The 18,078-nt window shown below is 50.4% G+C and carries 24 protein-coding genes and 4 tRNA genes; 27 read left to right on the top strand and 1 reads right to left on the bottom strand.

Annotation, left to right across the window (positions count from 1 at the left end; all coding sequences use genetic code 11):
- Positions 1-33: 33 nt before the first annotated feature.
- The 17 genes from E6Q52_RS08795 to tatC all read left to right on the top strand — a co-directional run bounded on the left by E6Q52_RS08795 (position 34) and on the right by tatC (position 11,506).
- Positions 34-279 carry a BolA family protein gene (locus tag E6Q52_RS08795; protein WP_024930457.1) on the top strand — a complete coding sequence of 82 codons (246 nt, stop codon included), beginning with the start codon at positions 34-36 and terminating at the stop codon, positions 277-279.
- Between the two features lie 30 nt (positions 280-309).
- Positions 310-618, top strand: a complete 309-nt coding sequence (gene grxD / locus E6Q52_RS08790; protein WP_292821157.1) for a Grx4 family monothiol glutaredoxin — start codon at positions 310-312, stop codon at positions 616-618.
- Positions 619-620: 2 nt separating this feature from the next.
- Entirely contained in the window at positions 621-1,886 is a 1,266-nt protein-coding gene (gene murA, locus E6Q52_RS08785) for a UDP-N-acetylglucosamine 1-carboxyvinyltransferase (RefSeq protein ID WP_292821155.1), read from the top strand.
- A 2-nt stretch (positions 1,887-1,888) separates the two neighbouring features.
- A complete protein-coding gene (hisG, locus tag E6Q52_RS08780; RefSeq protein ID WP_292821153.1) occupies positions 1,889-2,530 on the top strand; it encodes an ATP phosphoribosyltransferase in 642 nt (213 codons plus the stop codon).
- A 12-nt stretch (positions 2,531-2,542) separates the two neighbouring features.
- The gene (hisD, locus tag E6Q52_RS08775) at positions 2,543-3,838 is read left to right on the top strand and encodes a histidinol dehydrogenase (RefSeq protein ID WP_292821151.1); all 1,296 of its coding nucleotides are present in this window, start codon (positions 2,543-2,545) and stop codon (positions 3,836-3,838) included.
- A 24-nt stretch (positions 3,839-3,862) separates the two neighbouring features.
- Positions 3,863-4,927, top strand: coding sequence for a histidinol-phosphate transaminase (gene hisC, locus E6Q52_RS08770; RefSeq protein WP_292821149.1), 1,065 nt, complete (start codon positions 3,863-3,865; stop codon positions 4,925-4,927).
- A gap of 217 nt (positions 4,928-5,144) precedes the next feature.
- Positions 5,145-6,023 carry a 3-hexulose-6-phosphate synthase gene (gene hxlA / locus E6Q52_RS08765; RefSeq protein ID WP_292821147.1) on the top strand — a complete coding sequence of 293 codons (879 nt, stop codon included), beginning with the start codon at positions 5,145-5,147 and terminating at the stop codon, positions 6,021-6,023.
- Between the two features lie 157 nt (positions 6,024-6,180).
- Positions 6,181-6,771: an imidazoleglycerol-phosphate dehydratase HisB gene (gene hisB, locus E6Q52_RS08760; protein WP_292821145.1), complete on the top strand. Its 591-nt coding sequence runs from the start codon at positions 6,181-6,183 to the stop codon at positions 6,769-6,771.
- Positions 6,772-6,787: 16 nt separating this feature from the next.
- Positions 6,788-7,432, top strand: a complete 645-nt coding sequence (hisH, locus tag E6Q52_RS08755; RefSeq protein WP_292821143.1) for an imidazole glycerol phosphate synthase subunit HisH — start codon at positions 6,788-6,790, stop codon at positions 7,430-7,432.
- 53 nt (positions 7,433-7,485) lie between these two features.
- Positions 7,486-8,232, top strand: a complete 747-nt coding sequence (hisA, locus tag E6Q52_RS08750) for a 1-(5-phosphoribosyl)-5-[(5-phosphoribosylamino)methylideneamino]imidazole-4-carboxamide isomerase (RefSeq protein ID WP_292821141.1) — start codon at positions 7,486-7,488, stop codon at positions 8,230-8,232.
- Positions 8,232-8,996 (top strand): imidazole glycerol phosphate synthase subunit HisF, encoded by a 765-nt coding sequence (hisF, locus tag E6Q52_RS08745; RefSeq protein WP_292821139.1) that lies wholly within the window; start codon positions 8,232-8,234, stop codon positions 8,994-8,996. The genes hisA and hisF overlap by 1 nt, the downstream gene beginning before the upstream one ends.
- A complete protein-coding gene (hisI, locus tag E6Q52_RS08740) occupies positions 8,993-9,376 on the top strand; it encodes a phosphoribosyl-AMP cyclohydrolase (protein ID WP_292821137.1) in 384 nt (127 codons plus the stop codon). Before hisF ends, hisI begins: the two co-directional genes overlap by 4 nt.
- Positions 9,369-9,686 carry a phosphoribosyl-ATP diphosphatase gene (locus E6Q52_RS08735; RefSeq protein WP_292821135.1) on the top strand — a complete coding sequence of 106 codons (318 nt, stop codon included), beginning with the start codon at positions 9,369-9,371 and terminating at the stop codon, positions 9,684-9,686. Before hisI ends, E6Q52_RS08735 begins: the two co-directional genes overlap by 8 nt.
- Positions 9,683-10,012 carry a histidine triad nucleotide-binding protein gene (locus E6Q52_RS08730; protein WP_292821133.1) on the top strand — a complete coding sequence of 110 codons (330 nt, stop codon included), beginning with the start codon at positions 9,683-9,685 and terminating at the stop codon, positions 10,010-10,012. The genes E6Q52_RS08735 and E6Q52_RS08730 overlap by 4 nt, the downstream gene beginning before the upstream one ends.
- Before the next feature lie 29 nt (positions 10,013-10,041).
- On the top strand, positions 10,042-10,224 hold the full coding sequence (tatA, locus tag E6Q52_RS08725) for a Sec-independent protein translocase subunit TatA (protein WP_292821131.1): 183 nt from the start codon (positions 10,042-10,044) through the stop codon (positions 10,222-10,224).
- 13 nt (positions 10,225-10,237) lie between these two features.
- The gene (gene tatB / locus E6Q52_RS08720) at positions 10,238-10,744 is read left to right on the top strand and encodes a Sec-independent protein translocase protein TatB (protein ID WP_292821129.1); all 507 of its coding nucleotides are present in this window, start codon (positions 10,238-10,240) and stop codon (positions 10,742-10,744) included.
- A gap of 24 nt (positions 10,745-10,768) precedes the next feature.
- Complete coding sequence (gene tatC, locus E6Q52_RS08715) at positions 10,769-11,506, top strand: twin-arginine translocase subunit TatC (RefSeq protein WP_292821127.1); 738 nt, start codon at positions 10,769-10,771, stop codon at positions 11,504-11,506.
- A 1-nt stretch (position 11,507) separates the two neighbouring features.
- Here tatC and E6Q52_RS08710 read toward each other — a convergent pair whose 3' ends face one another.
- Positions 11,508-12,665 carry a Do family serine endopeptidase gene (locus E6Q52_RS08710; protein WP_292821125.1) on the bottom strand — a complete coding sequence of 386 codons (1,158 nt, stop codon included), beginning with the start codon at positions 12,663-12,665 and terminating at the stop codon, positions 11,508-11,510.
- A 55-nt stretch (positions 12,666-12,720) separates the two neighbouring features.
- Here E6Q52_RS08710 and E6Q52_RS08705 point away from each other — a divergent pair, with 55 nt between their 5' ends.
- From E6Q52_RS08705 to E6Q52_RS08660, 10 genes are all read left to right on the top strand, one after another.
- On the top strand, positions 12,721-13,467 hold the full coding sequence (locus E6Q52_RS08705; RefSeq protein WP_292821123.1) for a Nif3-like dinuclear metal center hexameric protein: 747 nt from the start codon (positions 12,721-12,723) through the stop codon (positions 13,465-13,467).
- 116 nt (positions 13,468-13,583) lie between these two features.
- Positions 13,584-14,204, top strand: coding sequence for a ubiquinol-cytochrome c reductase iron-sulfur subunit (petA, locus tag E6Q52_RS08700; protein WP_292821121.1), 621 nt, complete (start codon positions 13,584-13,586; stop codon positions 14,202-14,204).
- A 5-nt stretch (positions 14,205-14,209) separates the two neighbouring features.
- Positions 14,210-15,496, top strand: a complete 1,287-nt coding sequence (locus E6Q52_RS08695; RefSeq protein WP_292821119.1) for a cytochrome b N-terminal domain-containing protein — start codon at positions 14,210-14,212, stop codon at positions 15,494-15,496.
- The gene (locus E6Q52_RS08690; RefSeq protein WP_292821117.1) at positions 15,496-16,206 is read left to right on the top strand and encodes a cytochrome c1; all 711 of its coding nucleotides are present in this window, start codon (positions 15,496-15,498) and stop codon (positions 16,204-16,206) included. Before E6Q52_RS08695 ends, E6Q52_RS08690 begins: the two co-directional genes overlap by 1 nt.
- A 65-nt stretch (positions 16,207-16,271) precedes the next feature.
- Positions 16,272-16,871 carry a glutathione S-transferase N-terminal domain-containing protein gene (locus E6Q52_RS08685; RefSeq protein ID WP_292821115.1) on the top strand — a complete coding sequence of 200 codons (600 nt, stop codon included), beginning with the start codon at positions 16,272-16,274 and terminating at the stop codon, positions 16,869-16,871.
- A gap of 63 nt (positions 16,872-16,934) precedes the next feature.
- Entirely contained in the window at positions 16,935-17,348 is a 414-nt protein-coding gene (locus tag E6Q52_RS08680; RefSeq protein WP_292821113.1) for a ClpXP protease specificity-enhancing factor, read from the top strand.
- Positions 17,349-17,491: 143 nt separating this feature from the next.
- Positions 17,492-17,567 (top strand) — tRNA-Thr (locus E6Q52_RS08675).
- A gap of 62 nt (positions 17,568-17,629) precedes the next feature.
- Positions 17,630-17,714 (top strand) — tRNA-Tyr (locus E6Q52_RS08670).
- 70 nt (positions 17,715-17,784) lie between these two features.
- Positions 17,785-17,860 (top strand) — tRNA-Gly (locus E6Q52_RS08665).
- A gap of 20 nt (positions 17,861-17,880) precedes the next feature.
- Positions 17,881-17,955, top strand: a tRNA-Thr gene (locus E6Q52_RS08660).
- Positions 17,956-18,078 lie beyond the last annotated feature (123 nt).

Raw genomic sequence — 18,078 nt, 5'->3', positions numbered from 1 at the left:
TCGGGCTGTATTTTGTTGAATAAGTGAGGTTTTGTGTTAACAGCAGCGCAACTTGAGGCATACATCCGCAGTGGATTGGAATGCGACTATCTGAAAGTGAATGGCGATGACGGCACCCATTTTGATGCGGTGATTGTCAGCCCGGCCTTTGAAGGTAAACGCATGGTACAACAGCATCAACTGGTATACGCCGCCCTGGGTGACCGGATGCGTGCCGAAATACACGCGTTGTCTATGCAAACCTATACCCCGACGCAATGGCAGCAACAGCAAGCCTAGCGTTTTAATGTATTTTTGGAGCCAATCAAGATGGATGTACAAGCAAAAATTAAAGACACCGTGAGCAACAACAAGGTTGTGTTGTATATGAAGGGTAGCCCGAAGTTTCCGCAATGTGGCTTTTCTAGCGTGGCGACACAAATCCTGACCGCCTGTGGCGTTGAGTATGTCACGATTGACGTTCTGCAAGATATGGATATCCGTGAAGGCATCAAGCAATATGCTAACTGGCCAACCATTCCGCAGTTGTATGTGGATGGCGAGTTTATTGGCGGGGCTGACATTATGCGTAGCATGTATCAAAGTGGCGAACTGCAAACCCTGTTGGCGAAAGCATAATTTTGGACAAATTGATTATTGAAGGCGGCGTGCCGCTGCACGGTGAAGTGATCGTGTCTGGCGCCAAAAATGCCGCGTTACCGATTTTATGCGCGGGCTTGTTGGCAGAAACGCCGTTTACCTTAACCGGTGTGCCAGAGCTGCGAGACGTCGCTTCAACGCTCAAATTACTGGATACCATGGGCGTGAAGGTCAGCAAAGACGGTGATCAGGTGACGCTGGATGCCAGCGATGTGGCTTCTTTTGAGGCCACCTATGACATGGTGAAAACCATGCGCGCCTCTATTTTGGTGCTAGGTCCGTTGCTGGCGCGTTTTGGGACGGCGCGTGTTTCGTTGCCCGGTGGCTGTGCCATTGGCTCACGGCCGGTGGATTTGCATATTAAGGGTCTGCAAGCCATGGGCGCTGCGATGCATATCACGCATGGGTATATTCAAGCCAGCACCCTGCATTTGCCTAACCGTCGTTTGCAAGGCGCCAAGTACTACATGGATATGGTGACAGTGACTGGCACCGAAAATCTGATGATGGCCGCTGCGCTGGCGCAGGGCACCACCGTGTTGGAAAACGCGGCCAAGGAGCCTGAGGTGGTCGACCTGGCTGAATGCCTGAATAAAATGGGTGCCAAGATCACTGGCGCGGGCACAGATACGATTACGATTGAAGGTGTTGAGCGCCTGACTGGTGCCCAACATCATGTGGTCTGCGACCGCATTGAGGCGGGAACTTATATGGTGGCGGCGGCCATGACAGGCGGCGAAGTCACCTTGAAAAATGCACGCGCTGACTTGCTTGAGGCCGTGATTGAAAAGCTGCGCGAGGCAGGGGCGACCATCAGTCACGACAGCAATAGTATTACGGTGAAAAGTGATGGCAAGTTAAAAGCAGTCAATGTGCGCACGGCGCCACATCCGGCTTTTCCTACCGATATGCAGGCGCAGTTTATGGCCATGAACACGGTGGCAGAAGGTGTGTGCACGGTGATTGAAACGATTTTTGAAAACCGTTTTATGCACGTGCAAGAGTTGCAGCGCATGGGCGCCAATATTGACGTACAGGGCAATACGGCCATGGTGCAAGGTGTGTCTGCATTAGAGGGCGCCAGTGTTATGGCAACCGACTTGCGCGCTTCGGCTGGCCTGGTGCTGGCCGGGTTAGTGGCTGAGGGTGAAACGGTGATTGACCGTATTTACCATCTGGACCGTGGCTACGAAAAGCTGGAAGAAAAACTGAATCAATTGGGCGCCAAAGTGCGTAGATCGAACTAATCATGATTACTATTGCACTCAGCAAAGGGCGCATTTTTGAGGAAACCACGCCGTTATTGGCGGCTGCTGGCATACACGCACTGGAGGATCCTGAGTCTTCACGCAAGCTGATTTTGCCGACTAACCGTAATGATGTGCGCCTGGTGATCGTAAGGGCGACGGATGTGCCGACCTACGTGCAATATGGCGCGGCCGATCTGGGCATTGCCGGTAAGGATGTGCTGGATGAGCATGGCGGAGAAGGCTTGTATCAGCCCTTAGACCTGAATATTGCCAAGTGCAAAATGATGGTGGCCGTGCGTGAGGACTTTGATTATGAGGCCAGCATCCGCCAAGGTGCGCGTCTCAAAGTAGTGACCAAATATGTGAAAACCGCGCGTGAGCATTTTGCCGCCAAGGGTATGCATGTGGACTTGATCAAGCTCTACGGCTCGATGGAGCTAGGGCCGCTAGTCGGCTTGGCCGATGCCATTGTCGACTTGGTCAGTACTGGCGGCACTTTGCGTGCCAACCAGCTCAAAGCGGTTGAAGAGGTGGGCGCGATTAGCTCGCGCCTGGTGGTTAATCAGGCCTCTTACAAGGTAAATCGTCCGTTGTTGCAACCGATTATTGACAGTTTTGCGCGCGCCATTCGTAAAGAGTAATTGATAGAAATCATGAATATTAAACGTTTAAATACACGCGACACCGGGTTTGAGGCTGAATTAAAGGCATTGCTCGCTTTTGAAACTGCGCAGGATGACACCATCGACCAGGTGGTCGCCAATATCCTCAAAGATGTCAAAGCCCGTGGTGATGCGGCGGTGCTCGAATACACCAATCGTTTTGATAAAACCAACGCTACCAGCTTGGCGGCATTGGAGATTCCGCAGGCAGAACTGCATGCGGCCTTAAATGGCCTGCCCGCTGCGCAACGAGAAGCCTTGCAGGCAGCCGCTGACCGTGTGCGCAGCTACCACGAAAAGCAAGTGATGCAATCCTGGCAATATACAGAAGCGGACGGTACGTTGCTCGGCCAGCAGGTAACGGCGCTGGACCGCGTTGGTTTGTATGTGCCTGGCGGCAAAGCAGCCTACCCATCCTCGGTGCTGATGAACGCCATTCCGGCCAAAGTCGCCGGTGTGCAAGAGTTGGTGATGGTGGTGCCTACGCCTAACGGAGAAAAAAATCCGCTGGTGCTCGCCGCAGCGGCTGTGTGCGGCGTGGATCGCGTATTCTGTATTGGCGGCGCGCAAGCGGTGGGCGCCTTGGCTTATGGCACCGAGACCGTGCCGCCAGTCGATAAAATTGTCGGCCCGGGGAATGCCTATGTGGCGGCGGCCAAGCGTCGTGTGTTTGGCGTGGTCGGGATTGACATGGTGGCAGGACCGTCAGAGATTCTGGTCATCAGTGATGGCCGTAGTAACCCAGACTGGACAGCGATGGACTTGTTCAGTCAGGCCGAGCATGACGAATTGGCACAAGCGATTTTACTGTCACCGAGTGCTGAATTCCTCGATCAGGTGCAAGCGAGTATCGAGCGCCAGGTGGGTGAGATGCCACGTCAAGACATTATTCGCACCTCGTTACAAAACCGTGGTGCTTTGATTCAAGTGAAAGACTTAGCCGAGGCTGCTGAGATTTGTAATTACATCGCGCCTGAGCACCTGGAGTTATCGATGGATGATGCACTGGCATTTAGCAAACAGATCAGACACGCCGGGGCGATTTTTATGGGTCGCGATACCTGTGAGGCATTGGGCGATTATTGCGCCGGGCCTAACCACGTACTGCCAACCTCGCGTACGGCCCGTTTCAGCTCACCGCTGGGCGTGTATGACTTCCAGAAACGCTCCAGTTTGATTATGGTGTCATCCGCTGGCGCACAAACGCTGGGTAAGATCGCTGCCACCCTGGCTTACGGTGAGGGCCTGCAAGCGCATGCCCGCAGTGCTGAGTATCGTTTGAAATAATCGCCCGACATTAAGAGTATCGTTATGAGCCAATATTGGAGCAATCTCGTACACCGCCTGACGCCTTATGTGCCGGGTGAGCAACCAAAGTTGCAAAACTTGGTCAAGCTGAACACCAATGAAAACCCTTACGGGCCCAGTCCGAAAGTGATTGCTGCTTTACAGGCGGAGACGGCGGACACGCTGCGTTTGTATCCCGACCCAGATTCCAGCCGTCTGAAAGCGGCGATTGCTGAATATCATGGTTTGCAAACCAATCAAGTGTTTGTGGGCAATGGCTCGGATGAAGTACTGGCGCATGTGTTTCAAGCCTTACTTAAACACGATCAGCCTTTGCTGTTTCCAGACATTAGCTATAGTTTTTACCCGGTGTATTGTGGGCTGTATGGCATCGATTTTGAAACGGTGGCGTTAAATGACCAGTTTGAGATCGCGGTTGACGATTATCTGCGTTCGAATGGGGGCATTATTTTCCCTAACCCTAACGCGCCAACAGGCGTGCCTGTGGCCCTGAGCGACATTGAGCGCTTACTAAAAGCCAATACGCAATCCGTCGTCGTGATTGACGAGGCTTACGTCGATTTCGGCACCGAATCAGCTGTGTTCTTGGTTAATCAATATCCCAACCTGCTGGTGACACATACCTATTCAAAATCGCGCTCCTTAGCTGGGTTGCGCGTTGGTTATGCCGTCGGCGATGCCGCGTTGATCGAGGCCTTGATTCGTGTCAAAGATAGTTTCAACTCCTATCCCATTGATCGTTTTGCCGAGGCCGGCGCGATTGCTGCTTTGCAAGATGAAGCCTATTTTCAGCAAACACGCCAGCAAGTGATTGCATCACGCGATCAACTGGTGCTCGATTTACAGCATCTGGGCTTTGAAGTGCTGCCTTCTGGCGCTAATTTTATTTTTACGCGTCATCCGGCGTATTCGGGCGAGCAACTGGCCACCGGGTTACGTGAGCAGGCGGTGATCGTGCGTCATTTTAAAAAACCGGCCCGGATTGCTGACTTCTTGCGGATTACGATAGGCGATGAGATGCAAAATCAGGCCTTGATGCAGGCATTGCGTACCCTTCTGTTGGCTTAATGTCGTTAAAATCAAACTATTTGCCGTAAATTGCACGCTAATGTGCGGCAAATGATTGCATTGTGACGTAAAAAAAATCGTCGCAATATTGTCATTTTTTTGAAAATGCGGTTATGATGCACGCTATTGTACATAATGTGCAGTGAGGGTTGCGTTTGCATGATTGCTGCGCATTGATTCATTGGATTTAAAATAGAGCAAACTCGGAGGAAGAAAAATGGCACAAACCCAGATGGCATTGGACTCATTGGATTTCGACGCAACGATCGCTTTGGCAGCTAAAGTTGCGCCACACGTTGATATTCTTGAAATTGGTACCCCTTGTATCAAACACAACGGTATCGAACTGTTGAAAGCATTGCGTTCAAAATTCCCTAACAACAAAATTCTGGTTGACCTGAAAACCATGGATGCTGGCTTTTACGAAGCTGAGCCATTCTACAAAGCAGGTGCTGACATTTGTACCGTTTTGGGTACTGCAGACATCGGTACGATCAAAGGTGTGATCGACGCTGCCAACAAATATGGCAAAGAAGCGCAAATCGACCTGATCAACGTTAAAGACAAAAAAGCCCGTACGCTGGAAGTGGTTAAATTGGGTGCACACATTATTGGTGTTCACACTGGTTTGGACCAACAAGCGGCTGGTCAAACACCATTTGCTGACCTGGGTTTGGTATCCGGTTTGAAAACAGGCGCTAAAGTGTCTGTGGCTGGTGGTGTGAAAGCGGCAACGACTAAACAAGTGGTTGATGCTGGTGCTGATATCGTGGTTGCCGGTGCTGCAATCTACGGTGCTGCTGACCCAGCGGCGGCTGCCACTGAAATCACTAAAATTGCTCACGGTGCTGGCACTGCGACTAAAGGTGGTAACAAATTGCTGCCATGGATCATCGCTGCTGTTGCTGCGGTATTGGTATTCTCACTGTTGGGCAAAAAATCTGAAGAAGCTGCGCCTGCTGCTGAAGCACCAGCTGCTGAAGAAGTTGCTCCAGCTGACGCAGCACCTGCTGCTGAAGCGGCACCAGCTGAAGAAGCGGCACCAGCTGAAGCTGCACCTGCAGAAGCAGCTCCAGCGACTGAAGAAGCTAAATAATCGACTGTTATCTTTACGGATAGCTTTCTGATTTAAAAAAAGCAGCCCGTTTGGGCTGCTTTTTTGTTTTTATGTCGGCTTTTTGCCAGTCCGGCAAGACTTGCTGTAAAATGGATAATCTATTTGCTAACTCACTGTGAACGCCTTCCTTTCTTATATGTCACGTCAAGCTGAAGTCACGCGTAATACGCTAGAAACACAAATTACCGTCTCGATTAACCTCGATGGCACCGGTCAATCAGACTTGCACAGTGGTCTGGGCTTCTTAGACCATATGATGGATCAAATTGCGCGCCATGGCATGATTGATTTAAAAGTCCATGCTAACGGTGATTTGCATATTGATGCACATCACACCGTTGAAGATATCGGCATCACGCTGGGGCAGGCCTTTACCAAGGCGTTAGGTGATAAAAAAGGCCTGACGCGTTATGGTCACAGCTATGTGCCGCTGGATGAAGCGTTGAGCCGAGTGGCGCTGGATTTGTCTGGTCGCCCTGGCCTGGCCTTTGATTGCACATTTACGCGTGCCATGATTGGTGCGTTTGATGTAGACCTGATCCATGAGTTCTTTCAGGGCTTTGTGAATCATGCGCTGGTGACACTGCATATTGATAACCTCAAAGGTAATAATGCCCACCATCAGGCTGAGACCATATTTAAAGCCTTTGGTCGTGCGCTACGAATGGCTGCGACTCCTGATCCACGCATGGCAGGGTTAATGCCATCTACCAAAGGTGCGTTATAACGCCTGATTGCCAACCATGAGTCGCTTGCAAGTTGCCATTGTTGATTATGGCATGGGTAATTTAAGATCGGTGGCCAACGCATTTAAAGCGGTGGCGCCTTCTATTTCTATTGCGGTCACCAGTGATCCTACGCAGATTGCACAGGCTGAGCGCGTGGTCTTTCCAGGCCAGGGTGCGATGCCAGATTGTATCCGTGAACTCGATGCACGTGATTTACGCCAGGCCGTCATCGCCGCTACTCAAGAAAAGCCGTTTTTAGGCATTTGTATCGGTTTGCAGATGCTGTTTGAACATTCCGAAGAGGGCGATGTGCCGGGATTGGGTGTTTACCGCGGTGAGGTTAAGCGCTTTCCTGCAGATAAAATGCATGATGCGCAAGGCGCCAAGCTGAAGGTGCCACACATGGGCTGGAGCCAGGTGCATCAAACACAGGCGCATGCGCTGTGGGCAGAGATTCCAGATCAGTCGCGCTTTTATTATGTGCATAGCTATTATGTGGCACCGGCAGAGCCTACTTTAACTGCAGCCACCACCGCGTATCCGTTTGATTACACGGGCGCGATTGCCCGTGATAACGTATTCGCCGTTCAGTTTCATCCGGAAAAGAGCGCCAATGCGGGCTTGCAACTTTTACGTAATTTTGTACACTGGAAGCCCTAAGTGGATTTCTAGTCGTTTTAGTCACTACTCGTTATTTATCTATTGAAAACAACATGTTAATTATTCCAGCAATTGATTTGAAAGATGGCCACTGCGTGCGTTTAAAGCAGGGCCTGATGGAAGAGTCCACAGTATTTTCCGAAGACCCGGGCGCCATGGCCAGACATTGGGTAGATAAAGGCGGCAAGCGTTTGCATCTGGTGGATCTGAATGGTGCTTTTGCTGGTAAGCCGGTCAATGAGGATGCAATCAAGTCTATCGTCGCCGCAGTCGGTGGGGATATTCCTATCCAGTTGGGCGGCGGTATTCGCGATCTGGATACGATTGAGCGCTACCTGGATGACGGCATCAGCTATGTCATTATCGGCACCGCAGCGGTGAAAAACCCCGGCTTTTTGCATGAGGCTTGTTATGCCTTCCCTGGCCAGATCATGGTGGGGCTGGATGCCAAGGATGGCAAGGTTGCCGTGGATGGCTGGTCTAAGCTAACCGGTCACGACGTGATTGACCTGGCGAAAAAGTTTGAAGATTACGGTGTAGAAAGCATTGTGTATACCGACATTGGCCGTGATGGCATGTTGACAGGTGTTAACATTGAAGCCACCGTTGCTTTGGCGCAGGCGTTAACGATTCCTGTCATTGCAAGCGGCGGCGTGACCAATCTCGACGATGTGCGCAAGTTATGCGATGTGCAGGACGAAGGCATTATTGGCACTATCACTGGTCGGGCGATTTATGAAGGCACGCTGGACTTTGCAGCGGCGCAACAGCTGGCAGATCAGTTGAGCGGTCAAAAATAATGGGCTGTGCCAAACGCATTATTCCGTGTCTGGATGTCACCGATGGCCGAGTGGTCAAAGGGGTCAATTTCTTGGAGTTGCGCGATGCTGGTGACCCGGTAGAAATTGCGCAACGTTACAATGATCAGGGTGCGGATGAGTTGACGTTTTTAGATATCACGGCCAGCTCTGATAATCGCGACCTGATTCTGCATATTATCGAACGGGTTGCCGAGCAGATTTTTATCCCGCTGACGGTCGGTGGTGGCGTGCGCAAAGTAGAAGATGTGCGCCGTTTGCTCAATGCGGGTGCAGATAAAGTCAGTATCAACACAACGGCGGTACTTAATCCGCAAGTGGTTGAAGATGCTGCCAGCCGCTTTGGCTCGCAATGTATTGTGGTGGCGATTGACGCTAAAAAAGTCGATAACCAACCATTTGAATGGGAAGTCTTCACGCATGGCGGCCGTAATGCCACAGGCCTGGATGCGGTGAAATGGGCGCAAAAGATGGTCAGCTTGGGCGCTGGCGAGTTGCTGGTGACCAGCATGGATCGCGACGGCACTAAAATTGGGTTTAATAATCCGCTCAATAAAGCCATTAGCGATGCGGTGGATGTACCATTGATTGCCTCGGGCGGCGTGGGTAATTTGCAACACCTGGTCGATGGCGTGACCTTGGGTGGCGCCGATGCCGTGTTGGCCGCCAGTATTTTTCACTATGGTGAATTCACGGTACAACAGGCCAAAGACTATATGCGCGAACACGGGTTGGAAATACGATGAGCTGGCTGGATCAAGTCGCCTGGACGTCTGATGGCCTGGTGCCGGTGATTGCGCAGGAAAAAGATACTGGCAAGATATTGATGTTTGCTTGGATGAACCGTGAGGCGTTACAACTAACGCGCGATACCGGCCATGCCGTGTATTTCTCTCGTTCACGTAACCAGTTGTGGCACAAGGGCGAAGAGTCTGGTCATACCCAAATCGTGCATGATATCCGCCTCGATTGCGACGACGACGTCGTCTTGCTCACGGTCGAACAACTGGGCGGCATTGCTTGTCATACCGGTCGACACAATTGCTTTTTTCAGCAATTGCAAAACGATGCCTGGGTCACGGTAGAGCCAGTCATCAAGGATCCGAAAGCTATTTACCATGAGTGATGTATTAAATCGACTGTCTGAATTGATGGAGCAGCGTAAAGCGGCTGACCCTGCGTCTTCTTATGTGGCTAAACTCTATGCCAAAGGTATGGACAGCATCCTGAAAAAAATTGGTGAAGAGGCCACTGAAACTGTGATTGCCGCCAAAGGTGGTAATACAGACGAAATCATTTATGAAACGGCCGACTTATGGTTTCATACCTTGGTCATGCTGAGTCATGCCGGGTTGAGTGCGCAGGATGTGCTGAATGAACTGGCACGACGCGAAGGCTTATCGGGCATCGCAGAGAAAGCGAGCAGAACAGAATGAGCGCAGATTGTATCTTTTGTAAAATCGCTGCTGGCACTATTCCGTCTAAATCGCTTTACGAAGACGACGATGTGATCGTGTTTCATGACATTCGTCCTCTGGCAAAAACACATTTTCTGATTGTGCCCAAGGCACACATTGAAACACTCAAAGACTGTAGCGCCGAGCATCAGGCCCTGTTAGGCAAAATGATGCTGCTGGCGGCAAAGCTGGCAGCGGAGCAAGGCTTGGTTGGCTATAAGACCTTGATGAATGTTGGCCGCGAAGGCGGGCAAGAAGTGTTTCATATTCATCTGCACGTGTTTGGTGGCGGCGCTGCCGCGTAATATCACCGGACAAAATAAAGGAGATTACGATGGGTTCATTTAGTTTGTGGCACTGGCTGATTGTATTGCTGATTGTAGTGCTGGTGTTTGGTACCAAAAAACTGCGTAATATTGGCGGTGATGTCGGTGGCGCGGTCAATGAATTTAAAAAAGCGGTCAATGAAGGCAAGGGCGAATCCAAGCCTGAAGAATTGTCTGATCACAATAAATAAATCCTGACGTATTGTGTTTGATATTTCATTTTCAGAATTACTGGTTATCTCGGTGGTTGCCCTGGTGGTGATCGGGCCGGAAAAATTACCAAAAGTCGCCCGCACTGCGGGCGCTTTTTTTGGCCGTTTGCAGCGTTTTGTCACGCAAGTAAAAGAGGAAGTCAACCGTGAAACGCGCTTTGCCGAACTGCAAACGTTACAGCAAGAAGTGCAATCCGGTTTGCAGCAAAGCTATGACGAGATAGAACACAGTATTTTGCCGGTTGAACCACCGCCAGCTGCGCTCGTGGATGCCGAAGTTACCAGCGAGACTAAAAAGCCGCGCAAGCCACGGCAGCGTAAAACCGCAGTCGCTGATGAAGCGGCTGCGGCTGCCGGCACTGAGCAGCCAGTCTTGGATGCAGATCCACAGGCGCAATTATTTGCGGTTGCCGACAGTCCAAAAAGGCCACGCCGTCCGCGTAACACGGCCAAAAAAGCCGCTGCTGTGTCCGATGCCGAACAAAACCCACTGGCTTAAGCCGTTCTGGATGCCTCTTTCATCATGACGCCGACCGAAAGTTTCATTTCTCACCTGATTGAGTTGCGCAATCGCTTGCTGCGCGCCGTCATTGGCTGGCTGCTTGCGTTTGTGGCTTTGTTTCCTTTCGCAGACCGGCTATATACTTTATTGGCTGCGCCCTTGCTTGCAAAACTGCCACAAGGCGCGCAAATGATTGCGACGGCAGTGACCACACCGTTTTTTGTGCCGATGAAAGTCACCATGTTGACGGCTTTTTTGATTGCATTGCCTTGGATGATTTATCAAGGCTGGGCCTTCGTCGCGCCAGGATTATATACACATGAAAAGCGCTTGATTCGCCCATTGCTGGCCTCGGCGGTTGTTTTATTTTTTATCGGCATGGCCTTTGCCTATTTTGTGGTGTTTCCGGTGGTATTTGGCTTTTTGGTGGGGAGTGCACCGGCAGGGGTGGCTGTAATGACAGACATTGCTGAGTATCTGGATTTTGTGATTGGCCTGTTTCTAGCGTTCGGGTTTGCGTTTGAGGTGCCGATTGCAGTGGTGTTGCTGGCTTTGATGGGCTGGGTAACCCAGGCACAACTCAAAGAATCACGGTCTTATGTGATCGTGGGTGCGTTCGTATTAGGCGCCATTTTCACCCCGCCGGATATCGTATCGCAGTGTATGCTGGCGATTCCGCTATGGTTGTTGTATGAGCTTGGCTTGCTGGTGGTGCGTTGGTTACCACAAGCGCCAGCCAGCGACTCTGCCGCCACTTAAGTTATTGCGGCAGTTTGCTCGGTAGTGGGCGCTTGCCAACGACCAACACAATATTCACTTTTTTACCCGCACGAATAATCGATAACGTGGCTCTGTCACGAGGCTTGAGCATGGCAATGATGTTCAACATCGATTGGCTGTCTACCACTTGCGTCTCGTCAATCGCCACCAGAATATCGCCAGGGCGCAAGCCTGCGCGATCGGCCGGGCTATCTAGTAGCACGCCTGCAATCAGGGAGCCGTTAGCCGTTTTTAGGTTAAATGACTCAGCCAGTTCTGGCGTAATGTCTTGTGCTTCAATGCCTATCCAGCCACGCGTGACCGTGCCATTAGAGCTGATTTGCTCCATGACCTGCTTGGCGATACTGACTGGAATCGCAAAGCCGATGCCCATGCTGCCGCCATTGCGCGAATAAATCGCACTGTTAATCCCAATCAAATTACCGTTGACGTCAATCAGTGCACCGCCGGAGTTGCCGGGATTGATTGAGGCATCGGTTTGAATAAAGTTTTCAAAGGTGTTGATGCCCAGGTGGTTGCGGCCGAGCGCGCTAATAATGCCTTGGGTCACGGTCTGGCCGACGCCAAAAGGGTTGCCAATGGCTAAGACCACGTCACCGACTTTCATCTGGTCACTATTGCTAAAAGTGATGGCTGGCAGATTTTTGCGGTCAATCTTGAGGACGGCCAGGTCGGTATCGGGGTCGGTGCCGACCACGGTGGCTGACGATTTGCTGCCATCACTAAGCGCGACTTCGATTTGATCAGCCGAACTGATGACGTGATTATTGGTCAGAATGAGGCCATCGGCGCTGACGATAACGCCACTGCCCAGACTATTTTCTGGTTGTTCGTCTTCTTCTTCCATTTCGTCGCCAAAAAAGTGGCGAAACAGCGGGTCATTTTTCAGGGCGTGGTGCGGGTCCTGACTGATGCGTGCCGTGGTGAAAATGTTGACCACCGAGGGCATAGCCTTACTGACCGCGGTGCGATAGCCATTTTTGGCGATGTTCGCGGCAGTATTGTTCGCAACTTGTTTGCTGACCGGCGCTTGGCTTGGGGCGGGCATTAGTACGCCCGGATAAAATAACTTCAAGACAAATAAAATGCCCAGACAAACAGTGACGGCTTGTGAGAAGATAGACCAGAGATGTCGCATCATTGCAAAAATAAGTGAATGTCTTAACAATGCCTAGTATATATGAGAGTCAGAGATGGAATTGAATCTTCTTGTCACTGAGTTGGCCAATTTTTTACAAGTTGGCAAATTTCAAGATTATTGCCCAAATGGTTTGCAAGTAGAAGGGCGGCCGCAGGTGCGGCGTATTGTCAGTGGTGTGACGGCTAGCCAAGCGCTGATTGAAGCTGCAATTGCCGCTGATGCCGATGCAATCCTGGTGCACCATGGTTACTTTTGGCGTGGTGAGGCGGCTGAAGTGACAGGACTCAAGCGCAATCGCTTAAAGCGACTGCTGACACATGATCTCAGTCTGTTAGCTTACCATCTGCCGCTAGACGCCCATCCTGAAGTTGGGAATAACGTGCAATTGGGTGGCGTGTTTGAGTGGCCGATCACGCGCTACCTGGATGATAAAAACATGCTACCGATGACGATGTTGCCACAAGCCATAACCCTCGAGCAGCTTGGCGAGCATGTGAGTAGCTGCCTAGGTCGGCAGGCGCTACTGCTGGGTGATCCGCAAAAACAGGTGCGAACCGTGGCCTGGTGTACAGGGGCGGCACAGTCTTATATTCAGCAAGCGGTGAATGCCGGAGTGGATGTGTTTGTCAGTGGCGAAGTATCCGAGCAGACCTGGCATACGGTATGCGAAACCGAGACGGCTTATATCAGTGCTGGTCATCATGCGACTGAACGTTATGGTGTGCAGGCACTGGGGCAATGGATTGCTGAAAAGTATGGCATTGAGCATATTTATGTGGAGCTGGACAACCCTGTTTAGTTGATAAATATCAACGACTTATTGAATTAAATTTGGCTTGTTTATGCGAAAAATGTATAATCGCGACTCAAGTTTTGATCACACTGTTACCTCAAAAGGGTAGATTAAGGAAGCCAATGTCAGAAAACAAAATTGACAACAACAGTTTGTCGTTTTGCCAGCCATCTGAGGTGGATTTGCAAAAACGCGATTTTTTGGTGAAAGCCACGGCAGCAACTGGTGCTGTGGGTGTTGCCGCAGTCGCGGTGCCATTTGTCGGCAGCATGCTACCTAGTGAGCGCGCCAAAGCGGCTGGTGCCCCCGTTGAGGTGGATATCAGCAAGCTGAAACCGGGTGAAAAAATGACGGCCGAATGGCGCGGTCAACCGGTATGGATTGTGCGCCGTACACCAGAAATGCTGGCCAAGCTGGTCAAGCATGATGATCAGTTGTCTGATCCTAACCTGGAAGTGCCGCAGCAGCCGGAATACTGTAAAAACAAAGATCGTTCGATCAAGCCTGAGTTTGCTGTGATGTTGGGAACCTGCACGCATTTAGGTTGCTCGCCTAACGATAACTTTGCTGTCACTGCTGAGTGGGATGGTGGTTTCGTTTGTCCATGCCATGGCTCTAAATTCGATTTGTCCGGTCGCGTGTTCAAGGGCTCACCTGCCCCTAAAAACCTGTTGATCCCACCCCATCAATACCTGACAGACACGACATTGCTGATTGGCGAAGACAAAAAGGCGGAGGCTTAACTATCATGGCAACGACTAAAAAAACAACTGCCGCTGGTGTGTTGGGCTGGGTAGATGCCCGCTTCCCGCTCACCAGTACCATCAAGGGGCACCTGACCGAGTATTACGCGCCAAAAAACTTCAATTTTTGGTATTTCTTTGGTTCTTTGGCTTTATTGGTGTTGGTGCTGCAAATCGTTACCGGTATCTTTTTAACCATGAACTACAAACCAGATGCTGAATTGGCATTTGCTTCAGTGGAATACATCATGCGTGATGTGTTTGGCGGCAATATTATCCGCTACATGCACTCTACGGGTGCTTCCATGTTTTTTGTGGTGGTTTATCTGCATATGTTCCGTGGCATTATTTACGGCTCATACAGAACGCCGCGTGAACTGATCTGGTTGTTTGGCGTGGGTATTTTTCTGGTGTTGATGGGTGAGGCTTTTTTTGGCTACCTGCTGCCATGGGGCCAAATGTCCTACTGGGGTGCGCAGGTGATTGTGAACCTGTTCTCTACTGTGCCATTTATCGGTCCTGACTTGTCCGAATGGCTGCGTGGCGACTACCTGGTTTCCGATGCGACATTAAACCGTTTCTTTGCTTTCCACGTGATTGCATTGCCGCTGGTGTTGTTGGGTTTAGTTGCAGTACACATCGTAGCCTTGCATGAAGTGGGTTCCAATAACCCTGACGGCGTCGAAATTAAAGCGACAAAAGATAAAGCGACTGGTATTCCATTAGACGGTATTCCTTTCCATCCTTATTACTCGGTGAAAGACCTGGTAGGGGTGGTGGTGTTCCTGATGGTGTTCTTTGCCATTGTGTTCTTTATGCCTGAAATGGGTGGCTACTTCCTCGAAGCGAACAACTTTGTGCCAGCTGATCCATTGAAAACACCTGCACACATCGCGCCGGTCTGGTATTTCACTCCTTACTACTCCATTTTGCGTGCCGTACCGCCGATTGGTATTTCGCAGTTCCCGGGTGTGGTGGCGATGGGCTTGTCTGTGGTTGCGTTTGCTTTCCTGCCTTGGTTGGATAAGAGTCCGGTGAAATCTATCCGCTATCGTGGCAGCTTGTACAAACGCTGGTTAGCAGCTTTTGTTGTGAGCTTCGTAATCTTGGGTTATCTGGGCACCGTACCTGGCGATATTTGGGGTCAATTCGGCCCATGGTTGGGTCGTGCAGATCGTGCAACTGTGCTTGCACGTGTTTGTAGCGTGGTGTACTTCGCATTCTTTGTTTTGATGCCTTGGTTCACTAAAAAAGATCAAACCAAGCCTGTGCCAGAAAGGGTGACATACTAATGATGAAGAGAATCTTTTTGCAGGCTTTTGCCAGCCTGTCACTGCTGGTTTCTGGCGTGGCGATGGCTAATGAAGTGCATATTGACGTGAAAGCGCCAATTAACATGAGTGATAAGGCTTCGTTGCAACGTGGCGCTAAAAACTTTGTGAACTACTGCTTAAATTGCCATAGCGCGAACTACATGCGCTATAACCGTTTGCAGGATATCGGCCTGACCGACAAGCAGATTAAAGACAACCTGCTGTTTGCTGGTGAGAAAGTCGGTGAGACCATGCGCGTCAGTATGAATCCTAAAGATGCTAAAAAATGGTTTGGTGCTGCACCGCCAGACTTGAGCGTTGAAGTGCGCGCACGCGGCGCAGATTGGGTATATGCCTACTTGCGTAGTTTCTACAAAGACGACACACGTCCAACCGGCTGGAATAATCAGGTATTTGACAAAGTGGCGATGCCGCACGTGCTGTATGAGTTGCAAGGTATGCAGGTGCTGGATCACGAAACGCATACCCTTAAATTGGAAAAAGCCGGTAAGTTGAGTCCTGAAGAGTATGACCAGTTTGCAGGTGATTTAACCAATTTCCTGGCGTTCATGGCCGAGCCCGCCAAACAATCCCGCTTGTGGATTGGTGTGGTGGTGGTGTTGTTCCTGTCTGTGCTGTTAGTCTTGGTGAAAAAAATCAAAGCCGAATACTGGAAAGATATTCGCTAATTGCAAACCAAGTCCGACACCAAGGCTTGAGGCCTTGGTGTCTTTTTTTATAGGGAAAATAAATTATGATGAGATTGTATTCGGGCACTGTCGATCCTTACAGTCACCGTTGCCGTATCGTATTGTTCGAAAAAGGCATGGACTTTGAGGTGATTGATGTTGATCTGACCAACAAAACTGAAGACTTGGCCATATTGAATCCATATGGCGAAGTGCCGGTGTTGGTTGAGCGCGATCTCGTATTGTCGGAAGCCAACATTATCAATGAGTATATTGATGAGCGTTTTCCGCATCCGCAGTTAATGCCCGCTGATCCGGTGATGCGTGCGCGTGCACGACTGTTTCTCTACAACTTTGAAAAAGACTTGTTCAGCCACATCAAAGATATCGAATCCACTGATGCGGAAACGGCAGATAAAGCGCGTAAAACGGTGCGTGATAACCTGACGCAGCTGGTGCCAATTTTTGGCAAGCAAAGTTACCTGATGGGTGATGAATACTCCATGCTTGATGTTGCTATCACGCCTTTGTTATGGCGCTTGGGCCATTATGGCATTGAGTTGCCTAACCAGGCTTCTCCTTTGTTGAAATATGCGGAGCGCCTGTTTTCGCGCCCGATGTACGCTGAGGCGATGACGCCGTCTGAAAAGGCAATGCGTAAATAACGGTAGTTAGTTAGACCCAAGCAGCGCGAATGCCCTTCGCGCTGTTTTTTTAAGGAAACTCGCATGAGCGCTTTGATCCCCACCACTGCTTACCTGATACGTGCCATTCATGAGTGGTGTGTCGATAATGGACTCACGCCGCATTTGCTGGTAAAGGTTGATGCGCAAACACGCGTGCCGACCGCTTATGTGAAAAATGGCGAAATTGTGCTGAATATGAACTACACCGCCGTCAAAGATTTGCATATTGATAATGATGCGGTGGTGTTTTCTGCACGTTTCAGCGGCGTTGCCCAGCATATTTATGTGCCGATTAATCGGGTAGCCGGTGTGTTTGCCAGGGAAAACGGGCAAGGTATGTTTTTTGAAGTGGTGGATGGTCAGGCGCCAGAGCCGACAACAAGCACTGCAAGTGCCGCTGAGGATGTATCGGCAGCGCCAGCGGCTAAAAAATCCCACTTGAAGGTGGTGAAGTAACCTTGGCTTGTTTTGCCATGATCTGTGGCATGATTTGCCGATGTGGATTGTGGAATTATTTTTTTTCAGCAAAAAATAAAAAATTCTGAAAAAGCACTAGATTACTTCTCAAAAAAAGTGATATAGTTGCGCCTTCCTGAAATGCCGGGTTAGCTCAGTTGGTAGAGCAGCGCACTTGTAATGCGAAGGTCATCAGTTCGATTCCGATACCCGGCACCAAATTTATGTTTGCTGACATTGACGTCAGCAGCATTAACCGCGATAATCGCGGTCGATTTTTTGGAGGGGTGGCCGAGTGGTTAAAGGCGACGGACTGTAAATCCGTTCTCTCTGAGTACGCTGGTTCGAATCCAGCCCTCTCCACCAAAAAATGATTGCCTGTAGGTATTGCTGTAAAGCGGGTCGGTGAGAACCCTCCTTGGGTGTTCTGCATAGTGCGGGTGTAGCTCAGTTGGTAGAGCACTTGCCTTCCAAGCAAGATGTCGCGAGTTCGAACCTCGTCGCCCGCTCCAACAATAACAATAGGCAAAACGCCCATGTGGCTCAGTGGTAGAGCACTCCCTTGGTAAGGGAGAGGTCGCGGGTCCGATTCCCGCCATGGGCACCAGATTTGCTCTGTATATTTACGGGGCTTGGTAAGTAGTCGCGTGCAAGGGTGCTGTCATCCGCGTCGCATAATTTGTGAAAACAATATTATTGGCTTTATTTAGTACTAATAAAGGAAAAACAT

Origin of the sequence: Methylophilus sp. (assembly GCF_008015755.1) — a bacterium.
Lineage (GTDB): Bacteria > Pseudomonadota > Gammaproteobacteria > Burkholderiales > Methylophilaceae > Methylophilus.
This window is presented reverse-complemented; position numbering and strand designations above follow the sequence as displayed.